Genomic DNA, 10,554 nt, shown 5'->3' with positions numbered 1-10,554 from the left:
CTGGCGAACAACCCCGGTTCGGCCAAGCCCGGAGATGGCCGGTACCTGGAGTGGTTTGTCCCCGACGACGCCACCATCCTGCTGCTGCCCACGACCGAGCCATGGGCTGCCGGGGCGTTCGAGGGTGGCTTTCAGTGGGGTCATCCTCACACGGATCTTCGGACGGCGGTGCTGCGCCGCTGGGATCTGCGACATGGCGCCGAACCCGCGGCGAACTGGGGCACGATGCTGCAGTTGGTCGTCGGGCGACCCCCGAGCACCATCGAGGCGGCGTGGGCCATCGCACGGGAAGTCGCGTTGCTGTGGCCTGACACGGCGGGCGGTCTCAACGGGATCTCGACACGCACCCATGCTCGTGACCTCATCGATCGGGACCGCTGGTTCCTTCACTACCGCCCCTGAGCCTCGGGCGACGGGCACGTCCCGCGCGGAGCAACCTGGAGGCCCCGCGGCCAGGTCCCGCTCGGGTCCCGTGGGCGACGGTCTCGTCGGTGTTCAAGGTCACTCCACAGCGGCTGCGGTCAACCGCGGCGAGGGGGTCGCGTCGGACGCCGGGGCGCTGGTGCGCGTGCTGCGCCACAGCGAGTAGCCCAGCGCCACCATGGCGACGCCGTTGGGCCACGCCAGGAGGCGGGAGAAGGCGTCGGGCATCACCGACAGCGCAACGGTGATGACACCGTTGACTGCCAGGAGCACGGCTGCCCAGCGCACCAGCACCCGTGCGCGGTACAGCGCGATGCCGAAGAGGAGCCCGCCAGCAAGGTAGCCCACGAACTGCAGCTGGATGACGGTCGCCCAGACGCCGATGTCGCCGGCCGGAGTACCGCCGTTGGCCACGGCGATGGCGTCGTTGACGAAACCGGGGTAGATGTCGGCGATCGCCGGGAGCACGAAGGCGCCGGCGAACGCTGTGCCCAGGACAAGGAGGTATCCAGCTGCGAACAGGAGGTATCCGACGAAGCCGAGCACCCCGGTCTCCTTCACCTGACGCAGGTACATCCCGGTGATGCCGACGAGGGCCAGACCAGCCATCAGGACCTTGAGCGAGCCGCGGATCGCCATCTCGGTCGTGGTGATCGTCTCGGCGTCGAGGTGCGGATGGCCCACCTGGACGCCGATGAAGCGGAGATGGGTGCTGTGTACGGCGTACACCCGATGGTCGACACCATACGTGTACGCTGTATACCTGTCAAGCGAGTCAGCGAAGGGAGCGAGACCGTGCCGCCGCCGTCCCCCGAGAAGCGAACGCCGCTGAACCGGGAGCGGGCTTTGCGGGCTGCCGTCGAACTGGCGGACAACCAGGGGATCGACGCGGTCAGCATGCGCAACCTGGCCTCGCAGCTCGGGGTGGTCCCCATGGCCCTGTACCGGCATGTGGTCAACAAGGAGGACCTGCTCGACGGGATGGTCGAGATGGTCTACGGCGAGGTCGACGCTCCCACCGGCGTGGACTGGAGGGCGACGATGCGGCAGCGGGCGACCTCGATGCGCGAGGCATTGCGGCGCCATCCGTGGGCGGTCGAACTGATGGAGACCAGCTCACCCGGACCCGCCAACCTGCACTACCACAACGCCGGCATCGCGTGTCTGCGGGAGCAGGCTGGTCTGCCAGTCCGGACGGCCATCGACGCGTACAGCCTGATGGACAGCTACAGCTACGGCTTCGCCCTTCAGGAGAAGACGTTGCCCAGCGACATCGCTGCTGCGGCCGAGGCGAGACGGCAAGACCTCACCACAGCGGACCCATCCCTAGCCAGCCGGTTCCCGCATCTCATCGCAGTGGTCGAAGAGCTCGGGGCATCGGGCTACGACTACACGGGCCAGTTCGAACGAGGTCTCGAGCTCATCCTCGACGGCATCGAACAGCTCCGCCACTGAGGCCACGCAGTGGTGGGACGGCATCTAGGACCGTGCCTCGAGGGCCACGGTCACAGCGTCGGGGAGTCGTGCAGGCGATCCGGCGGCCAGGCCGGTGACGGTCCGGACCTCGTCGCTGCCACCCAGCACCCGCGCGACCCTGGCGATCTCCGCCTGTCGCTCCCCGGCGATCCGGGCGAGCTCGGACAGCGCGAGACGGCCGTGGACGGCCGTGGACGGCCAGCTCGCCCCCCACGGTGACCGTCAGTTGCCCTGGTCGATTCGTCATGTCCTCCTCCCCCTGCGCCCTCCCGCAACACCAGTCTGCCCGTCGGTGTCCGACGCCACCTGGGCAGGTAAAGATAGGCCGACAGTGTGACATCCATCCGCACCGAACCGCTCAGCTCCTACAACCGTTTTGCTACACCGGTACGTTGATCAGGTTCATGGATGTGAGGAGGAGCCCGTGCGAGTCGACGAACTCTACGACCCAGGCGTCCGAGGAGACCCGCCGGCTCGTCCGCGATCGCGCCCGCGTCGCCGTCCTCACCCGCCGCCGACCAGTCCAGCCGCACCCGCCCCGCATCGACCTCGACCGCCGCCAGGTCCGAAACCGCCCCGGGCACCGCCGCCGGCGTGACCACCGACACGCTGTCCGACGCGGCCCCAGGTTACCGTCGGCGTCCCGCGCCCGCACCGCGAAATGCTGCCGGGTGCGCGGCTGCAGACCCGCTGCAGCGCGCATAGCAACGGACGGGTGGAGCCTGTGCACGAGGTGGCAGACGGCCGTGTACACGACCACGCAGATCGGTGCCGGGTGTCGTGGCGCCGCCTGGGGATCTAGAGAATCGTGATCCCCAGCGTTGCTCCGAGGTCGACGGCGAAGTCGAGTCCCGGCCCGTGGTCTAGACGGCCGCGGCCGCCGCCGACGGGGGCGAGCGGCGATTGCTCGGTGGCGCCTTGCCATATGACGGCCACCTCAGACCGGAGTTCCGCAGTTCATGACGGTCTTGTAGGCACGGGTGGGGTGTTGTGCCTGGTCAGGACTGTGTGAGGCTGTGGAGCACCGGAAATCCGTAGGCACACGCCTCGGCGGCCTATACGTGGAGGTTCCTTGATCTAGCAGTGGTAGTCCTGCTAGAACGTAGGCATGTATCTACGGACGATCAGCCGGCGGAACAAGAACGGCAGCACCGTGCGCTACGTGCAGCTGGCCCACAACGAGCGCCATCCCGAGTCGGGCAACGCCGTAGCGAAGGTGCTGCACAGCTTCGGTCGGGAGGACCAGCTCGACCGGGACGCGCTCAAGCGGCTGATCACGTCGATGAACCGCTACCTGGGCGGCGACGCGGAGCTGGGCTCGACCGCCGTCGAGCAGGGCTTGGAGTTCGTCGCGTCCCGCCGGCTTGGTGGGGTGTGGGCGCTGGACGGGTTATGGCGACGCCTGGGGATCGATGTGACGTTGCGCGGGCTGTTGGCCGGCCGCAGGCTCGACAGCGACGTCGAACGGGTGCTGTTCGCGTTGGTCGCCAACCGGGCGTTGGAGCCGTCGTCGAAGCTGGCGGCGACGCGCTGGGTCGCCGAACGAGCCGCCGTGCCGGGCCTTGACGAGGTGTCCGACGACGCCTGCTACCGGGCGATGGACTGGCTGTTGGAGGTCGAGGACGACCTCGCCGAGCGGGTGTACTGGGCGACAGCGGACCTGCTCAACCTCGAAGTCGACTTGTTGTTCTTCGACACCACCTCGACGTACTGGGAGACCGAGACCGCCGACACCTGCGACGGCGACGGTGACCAGGCCAGTGTCGCGTTTCGTGACTACGGCAAGTCCAAGGACCACCGACCCGATCTGCCCCAGATCGTGATCGGCATGGCCGTCACACGCACCGGCATCCCGATCCGGGTGTGGACGTGGCCGGGCAACACCGGCGACTCCGCGTTGATCCGCCAGGTCAAAGACGACCTGCGCGCCTGGAAGCTGTCACGCGTGGTGTGGGTCGCCGACCGCGGCTTCGCGTCTGCGAAGAATCGTCGCTATCTGCAACGCGCCGGCGGGCACTACATCATCGGTGAGAAGCTGCGCGGCGACAGCAAGGAGGCGGCCGCGGCGCTGGCACGCCAGGGCCGCTACCGCACCGTCGCGGGCAACCTGCAGGTCAAGGAAGTCGTCATCGACGACGGCACCATGCGTGACCGCTTCGTGATCTGCCGCAACCCCGACCAAGCCCAGCGTGACAAGGTTGTCCGCGACCAGCTCGTCGCCGCCCTGTCCGACGCGATCGACGGCACCGACCGTCTCGACGCGACCAAACGCGCGACGCTGGCCGCCGGGCTCAAACCCGGGCTGCGACGGTTCCTGCGCACCACCAAAACCGGGCTGCTGCGCGTCGACCGGGCCGCCGTGGCCGCCGAGGCCAAACTCGACGGCAAGTTCTTGCTGCGCACCTCCGACCCCACGCTGACCGCCGAGGACGTCGCGTTGGGCTACAAGCAGCTGCTCGAGGTGGAACGCGGCTGGCGGGACATGAAATCCACTCTGGACCTGCGCCCCGTCTACCACCGGCTGGAAGACCGCATCCGCGCCCACGTACTGCTGTGCTGGCTGGCGTTGTTGTTGATCCGCCTCGCCGAGGACGCCACCGACGACACCTGGCGCAACCTACGTCACGACCTCGACCTGCTCCACGAAGGCGAGTTCGTCGGCAGCAACGGCCGTGTGCTGCAACGCACCACGATGACCGGCCGCCAACAGCACATCCTGCGGGTCCTCGACATCGCCGACCCGCCCCGCTTCAGCCAGATCACCCCCCGCTGAGGCCGTAGGCACTACACGCCCTTCCGACCGGGAGGGCATTTCCCCTGCTCAGACCCCCAATGCGTGCCTACACACGAGAACTAACTGCGGAACTCCGGTCAGAGGGCGCGGCCGTCATCAACTCCTGGACAGCCGGCCGATCGGCCATAGCGCGCGCGTGCAGTTCAGCTTGTCGCGAGTTCCAGATGAGCCCCGTGGTGTGGTGTCCCCCGATGGCCCTACCCCGCAGCCGCGCGGCCCAGCGGCGCGTACAACGGTAGTGGGCTGCGGACGTGGCCGCCAGCTGGTCCCGCTCGATGCCCAGACCGGCGAGCTGGTCGTCGCGAAGGTCGATGAGGCGGACATCTTTGGTGAGTTGGATGGCCGACTCCATCCACAGCGTGAGTTGCGCCGCGCGGATCCTCGGCTTGGGTGGCGCGGCATCGTGGAATGCCGACTCCAGCAGTGCCGCCACCGAGTGCGAGGCGACGTAGACGTGGGTGGGTGTCCGACAGCGGTGCGAAGCGCGTATCTCCCAGACCTGGCACGAGGGACGTGGGATCGGGGTGGGCGGCTTTGTGACCTCGCCGTAGCAGCGTGCCCTCGGCGAGCACGTGGCTGCGTAGCCGCCGCAGACGTTCTCCGGTGGGGTCAGCGACCGGGCATGCTGCAGCACCGCAGGGCGGGTCGATCAATCCTGGAACAACCCCCGGATGGCCCGGTCAACAGTATCCAGGTTGCCGTCGAGCAGAACCCGAGATGGGGTACGTCCGTTCAGCCATGTGTTCGGCGTCTCGGCCCAGTCCCAGATCGACCAGGGGTCCATGTCGTGGTCGAGCAGACGCGTCACGACCGCGGCGGCGTCGGGTTCCACATCGAAGTCGGTGTCGAGTTGGAAGGTCGGTACGAGCGTTCGGCCGTCGTGCTGCACGGTGACCAGGCGCCGTTCCCGGCGCCGGCGTGAGAGCCACTGGCGCGCGCTGTCGGCGGTTCGTGCCTGCCCCTGGGCTAGTTGCTCGATGTCGACGGCCGTTCCCGAGGCGAGCAACTCGGCTCGGGCCTGGTTGATCAACCGTGCCATCTCGGCACGCGCCGTGTCGAGCACGGGCCTTACGACCTCATGGGACTCGTAGTCGAGCAGCGTGGTCATCTCGTACCTCTCCTCTCGAATCTATCGTCTCGACCACGCTTGGCGAGCGCTGCGCACGCGAAACATGGACGAGATCGCGTCTGCGCTGGAGTTCGGCGTCCAAGATGTGGCGGAATGGGCCACCGACGAGTTGGAGGGCAGTGGAGATCGCTCCGTCATCGCAATCTACAACAGCGATGTAGTCGTGCGTGAACTCGCGGCGCGGGGTGACGACATTGCCACGGTGGCGCGCTTGGAGGTGACTGCCGAGTGGGTCGCCGGGCGCGCGAGGTCGGGCTGGCACACCGGTCGACCATTCGGGCGATCACTGCCGATAAGCCGACCAAGGAAGAACTCAAGCGGCCAGTGTGTCTGCTGACAGCTCCCGCTCCTCGAACTGCTCTACGCTGGCAGACGGCGCGGACACCTCCGCCCACGCCGGCAGGAGGTGAGCTTGCGGCTCCCGCACCGCCGCGGCGTACGGCAGCGCCGTGGGTCCGCCCTCCGGGGGTCCGCCAATCCTCAGACAAGGGATTGTTGTCACCGATCAGACAAGGTATCTTGTCTAGATGCGCATCGGCGACCCGGCTCGCAAGCACGGCATCGCCGACGATGACATGCGGCACGCAGCCCGGAATGCGATACGACGAGTGGTGATGGACGACGACCTGGTCATGCTCATCGGTCCCGCGACCGATGGCGCGTTGCTGGAGATCGGAGTCCTCGACCTTGAGGGGGACGACCCGGTCGTGATCCATGCCATGAACCTGCGGCAGAAGTTCTCCAAGTTCCTCAGCTGAGGAGGTGATGAGCATGCGACACAGTGACGGCGACATCGAGCGCGCGGCGCGCCGTTTCGAGGAACTCGCTGACAAGCTTGATCCGGAATCGGCCGGCGTCGAGCGGACGGAGGACCTGCGAGAGATCGCAGCGGCGTCTGAAGCGATGCGGGCAGACGAGGCTCGCCTGCGCGAAGCCGTCGAGTCCGCGCGGGGGCGAGGAAGGTCCTGGAACGAGATCGGTGTGGCCCTAGGCGTCTCCCGCCAAGCGGCTCGGCAGCGCTTCTCCGGCAAGGTCAGTAGCTGACCCGCTCCGCGAACAATCTCACCGGCGTTGCGGGCGTGATCCGCATGGTGGAGCAGCCGCTCCCAGAGGTTGAGAGAGCGGCACCCCTCCGCCGCGGCCCTGGCCGACGACCGAGTCCTGGTGACCGGCGGACGCGGGCACTCGGGCAGCCCGGACGTCGCAGGCTCCGCCGAGATCCACGACCCGGGGACCGGCACCTGGCAGGAGACCGCGCCCATGGGCGCGGCGCGCAGACAACACTCCGCCACGCCGTTGGCCGACGGCAGCGTCCTCGTGGCCGGCGGGGGAATCGGAGCGGCCTTGCGATCCGCCGAGATCTTCCAGCTGGATCAGGACCCGCAGACCTGCTGGACGCCTCCGCGGGAGTCGGGGACTCCTCCGTTGCCTCCTGCCTCACCGCCGCCGGTCCTCTGCCCGAGAACCTGAGCAACGGGCATGACGTGAACGGGCAGCTCTACGGCACGAGCCCCTGATCGCGCGCCAGCACGACCAGCTCCAGCTGTGAGCGAGCGCCGGTCTTGTGCAGCAAGTTCTGCACATGGGTGCGGGCGGTGTTCTGCTTGACGTCGAGCTTGGCGGCGATATCGACCATCGTCAGGCCGCCGGCGAGCAACTGGAGAACTTCGAGCTCCCGGGGCGTGAGTCTGGCGAACCGCTCACCCACCAGCGCCACGAACTCTGCTCGCGCCGCAATGGTCTGCATGAGCCGATCGAGCTGTTCACCGAACACCGGGTGCTCCCCGACGTGAGCACGACGGATGCCCTCTGCCAGCCGCTCCACCGTGATGCTCTTGGGCAAGAAGCCCGTGGCCCCCGCGTCCAACGACGCCTGTGCCTGCTGAGGGCCATGGAACCACGCCAGGTGGATGACCTTGGTGTCCGGTACCCGCTCGTGCAACTCCCGCACCAGAACAGGGCCCTCCATGTCAGGAAGCCAAAAGTCCACCAGTGCGACCTCCGGACGGTGAACGGCGACCACCTGGATCACCGCCAGTGCCGTCTGGGGCCGCTCCTCGACCAGCGCGAGATCGGGTGACCATCCCAGCGCGAGCGCGAGCGCGTCGGCGAACAGCAGCTGAGCATCAGCGATCAAGACCTTGATCGGCTCCACGGGGGCACTGGACCACACCCGGTACGTGTTCACCAGCCGTTGCCGACCGTGTATGTGCATCCTACATCCACGATGTCCGTGAACATGTCACATGACCGGGCGTCGGCCACCGGCGGCAGGCTGCACCGCCGCTCGGACCGTCACGGACAAGCCGGCGACGCGTGCAGACTGCCGTGCCCCACGTGTGGCGCCGGCCGGTAGGGTCACAGGTACAGGCCCGTGGGAAGGCCATTTCCCACACCGATCGATCTGGCACGCCCCAACGCACCACCGCAGACCCCGGAAGGGGGTGGTCCACAGTGGCAAACGAGCTGGCCGACGCGGCCTCACCGTACCTGCGTCAACACGCCGAGAACCCCGTCAACTGGCGGGTTTGGAGCCCAAACGCGTTCGAGGAGGCACGTCGTCGCGACGTCCCCGTCTTCCTCTCCGTCGGGTACTCCAGCTGCCACTGGTGTCACGTCATGGCGCACGAGTCCTTCGAGGACGACGATGTCGCGGCGGTGCTCAACGAGCGGTTCGTGTCCGTCAAGGTCGACCGCGAGGAGCGCCCCGACGTCGACAGCGTCTACATGGGTGCGGTGCAGGCCATGACCGGGCACGGCGGCTGGCCCATGAGCGTGTTCCTCACCCCTGACGGCGAGCCGTTCTTCAGCGGCACGTACTGGCCCCGCGACGACCGCCAGGGCATGCCCGGCTTCCTGCGCGTGCTCGACGCGGTCGCCCGTGCCTGGACCGACCAGCGCGACGAGGTGCTGGCGTCCGGCCGCAAGGTGACCGAGCACCTCGCAGCCGCCCAGCAGGTGGGCGGCGACGCCGGCACCGTCGACCCGAGCGTGACCGACGAGGCCGCCGCCCTGTGCGTGCGCGCCTGGGACACCGCCCACGGTGGCTTCGGCCGGGCGCCGAAGTTCCCGCAGGCCATGACCGTGGACTTCCTGCTCGCCCATCACCAGCGAACCGGTGAGGAGGGCGTCTTGCGCGCCGCGGCCCACAGCCTGACGCAGATGTCGCGCGGGGGCATCTATGACCACGTGGCCGGCGGGTTCTCACGCTATTCCGTCGACGCGCACTGGCTCGTGCCGCACTTCGAGAAGATGCTGTACGACAACGCGCTGCTGCTACGGGCCTACACCCACGCCTGGCAGATCACCGGCGAACGGCGGTTCCGGCGGGTCGCCACCGAGACCGCCGACTACCTCCTACGGGAGATGCGCCACGACGGCGGCGGCTTCTACTCGGCCACCGACGCCGATTCCGAGGGCATCGAGGGCAAGTTCTTCGTCTGGTCCAAGGCGGAGTTCGACGAGGTCGTCGCGGGCGCCGGCGAGGACCCGGCCGAGTGGGGCCGGTTCTTCGGCGTCACCGACGAGGGCAACTTCGAAGATCCCCACCACCCCGAGTTCGGCCGGCACACGATCCTGCACGAGCCCCACCCCCGCGACGAGACCGACGAGGCCTTCGCCGCCCGCCTGGCGCGGGTGCGCCAGGCGCTCTACGAAGGCCGCGAGGCGCGCGTACGCCCCGGCCTGGACGACAAGGTGCTCACGAGCTGGAACGCCTTGGCGCTCGGCGCGCTGGCGGAGACCGGGGCCGTGCTCGGCCGCGGTGACTACGTCGAGGCCGCCCGGGCCTGCGCGGGCTTCCTGCGCGACGAGGCGCGGCGCGGCGCCCGGCTGCAGCACTCCTGGAAGGACGGCCACGGGGCGAGCGTGCCGGCGTTCCTCGAGGACGTCGCCTACCTGGCGCAGGCGCTGCTGGTGCTCTACGAGGCCGACCCCGACCCCGAGTGGTTCGCGTGGGCCCGGCGGCTGGCTGCCGACGCCGACGCCCGCTTCGCCGACGGCGACACCGGCACCTACTTCTCCACCGCCGAGGACGCCGAGCAGCTGCTGACCCGGCCAAAGGACCTGTGGGACAACGCCACCCCGACGGGGTCGAGCGTCATGGCCGACGTGCACCTGCGACTCGGGGCCCTGACCGCTGACCCCGACCACGTCGAGCAGGCCCAGCGCACCATCGCGGTGCTCGGGGCGCGGGCGACCCAGGCGCCCACCGGTTTCGGCGAGCTGCTGCGCGCCGCCGAGCGCCTCATCGCCGGCCCCGAGGAGGTCGCGATCGTCGGCGACCCCGCCACCGAGGACGCCGAGGCGCTGCTCGCCGTCTACCGGCGGACGTGGCGGCCGGGCACCGTCCTGGCGGTCGGGCAGGCCGACGGCGACGCGCACCCCGTGCCGCTGCTGCACGACCGGCCCCGCGTGGACGGGCGGGCGACCGCCTACGTGTGCCGCAACTTCGCCTGCGAGCGGCCCGTCACCGAGCCCGACGAGCTGGCACGCCTCCTGGCGGGCGCGCCGGAGGGATGAAACGGGCCCACAGGGCGAGTTGCTCCCGATGTTGCGGGACCCGCCAGATCATCGAGATTTTTACCTTCCTGAATCACCGGTGATGCGGGTACTATCCCAGGAGAGGTTCATCCCGGGTTCGGGTCAGAGTTCGGGCACATCGCTCAGGGACAGTTGGTAGGAGGCTGGACATGGATAACAACTTTGGGTACTTGCGCAGGGTGTCTCTGCG

Annotated in this window: 10 protein-coding genes; 7 read left to right on the top strand and 3 right to left on the bottom strand. The window is 68.7% G+C overall.

The window, feature by feature from the left end; translation table 11 throughout:
• On the top strand, positions 1-402 hold a 402-nt coding region (locus WD250_16280; GenBank protein ID MEX2621775.1), incomplete at its 5' end, for a DUF4253 domain-containing protein.
• Between the two features lie 99 nt (positions 403-501).
• On the opposite strand, the gene WD250_16275 is transcribed toward WD250_16280, so the two are convergent.
• The gene (locus tag WD250_16275; GenBank protein MEX2621774.1) at positions 502-1,107 is read right to left on the bottom strand and encodes a hypothetical protein; all 606 of its coding nucleotides are present in this window, start codon (positions 1,105-1,107) and stop codon (positions 502-504) included.
• Here WD250_16275 and WD250_16270 point away from each other — a divergent pair.
• Positions 1,099-1,878, top strand: a complete 780-nt coding sequence (locus tag WD250_16270; GenBank protein ID MEX2621773.1) for a TetR/AcrR family transcriptional regulator — start codon at positions 1,099-1,101, stop codon at positions 1,876-1,878. The genes WD250_16275 and WD250_16270 overlap by 9 nt on opposite strands.
• 1,129 nt (positions 1,879-3,007) lie before the next feature.
• On the top strand, positions 3,008-4,672 hold the full coding sequence (locus WD250_16265; protein MEX2621772.1) for an IS1634 family transposase: 1,665 nt from the start codon (positions 3,008-3,010) through the stop codon (positions 4,670-4,672).
• A gap of 670 nt (positions 4,673-5,342) precedes the next feature.
• Here the strand turns inward: WD250_16265 and WD250_16260 are convergent.
• On the bottom strand, positions 5,343-5,801 hold the full coding sequence (locus tag WD250_16260) for a hypothetical protein (GenBank protein MEX2621771.1): 459 nt from the start codon (positions 5,799-5,801) through the stop codon (positions 5,343-5,345).
• Between the two features lie 548 nt (positions 5,802-6,349).
• On the opposite strand from WD250_16260, the gene WD250_16255 reads away from it, so the two are divergent.
• The 3 genes from WD250_16255 (at position 6,350) to WD250_16245 (ending at position 7,292) form a co-directional block, all read left to right on the top strand.
• Positions 6,350-6,580, top strand: a complete 231-nt coding sequence (locus tag WD250_16255; protein MEX2621770.1) for a hypothetical protein — start codon at positions 6,350-6,352, stop codon at positions 6,578-6,580.
• Positions 6,581-6,593: 13 nt separating this feature from the next.
• Complete coding sequence (locus WD250_16250; GenBank protein ID MEX2621769.1) at positions 6,594-6,866, top strand: hypothetical protein; 273 nt, start codon at positions 6,594-6,596, stop codon at positions 6,864-6,866.
• A 69-nt stretch (positions 6,867-6,935) separates the two neighbouring features.
• On the top strand, positions 6,936-7,292 hold the full coding sequence (locus WD250_16245; protein MEX2621768.1) for a kelch repeat-containing protein: 357 nt from the start codon (positions 6,936-6,938) through the stop codon (positions 7,290-7,292).
• 28 nt (positions 7,293-7,320) lie between these two features.
• Here the strand turns inward: WD250_16245 and WD250_16240 are convergent, their stop codons facing one another.
• The gene (locus WD250_16240) at positions 7,321-7,977 is read right to left on the bottom strand and encodes a response regulator transcription factor (protein MEX2621767.1); all 657 of its coding nucleotides are present in this window, start codon (positions 7,975-7,977) and stop codon (positions 7,321-7,323) included.
• 299 nt (positions 7,978-8,276) lie between these two features.
• Here WD250_16240 and WD250_16235 point away from each other — a divergent pair, with 299 nt between their 5' ends.
• The gene (locus tag WD250_16235; GenBank protein ID MEX2621766.1) at positions 8,277-10,343 is read left to right on the top strand and encodes a thioredoxin domain-containing protein; all 2,067 of its coding nucleotides are present in this window, start codon (positions 8,277-8,279) and stop codon (positions 10,341-10,343) included.
• The last annotated feature ends 211 nt before the right edge of the window (positions 10,344-10,554 follow it).

The sequence above is a fragment of the Egibacteraceae bacterium genome, from assembly GCA_040905805.1.
In the GTDB taxonomy this organism is placed as follows: domain Bacteria; phylum Actinomycetota; class Nitriliruptoria; order Euzebyales; family Egibacteraceae; genus DATLGH01.
Note: the sequence above shows the minus strand (reverse complement) of the source record. Positions and strands in the feature narration are given on the sequence as shown.

Bases quoted from the DNA above. Each gene is read 5' to 3' on its own strand.
- WD250_16255 (MEX2621770.1), top strand. From the start codon at position 6,350: ATGCGCATCGGCGACCCGGCTCGCAAGCACGGCATCGCCGACGATGAC.
- WD250_16260 (MEX2621771.1), bottom strand. From the start codon at position 5,801: ATGACCACGCTGCTCGACTACGAGTCCCATGAGGTCGTAAGGCCCGTG.
- WD250_16270 (MEX2621773.1), top strand. From the start codon at position 1,099: ATGGCCCACCTGGACGCCGATGAAGCGGAGATGGGTGCTGTGTACGGC.
- WD250_16265 (MEX2621772.1), top strand. From the start codon at position 3,008: ATGTATCTACGGACGATCAGCCGGCGGAACAAGAACGGCAGCACCGTG.
- WD250_16250 (MEX2621769.1), top strand. From the start codon at position 6,594: ATGCGACACAGTGACGGCGACATCGAGCGCGCGGCGCGCCGTTTCGAG.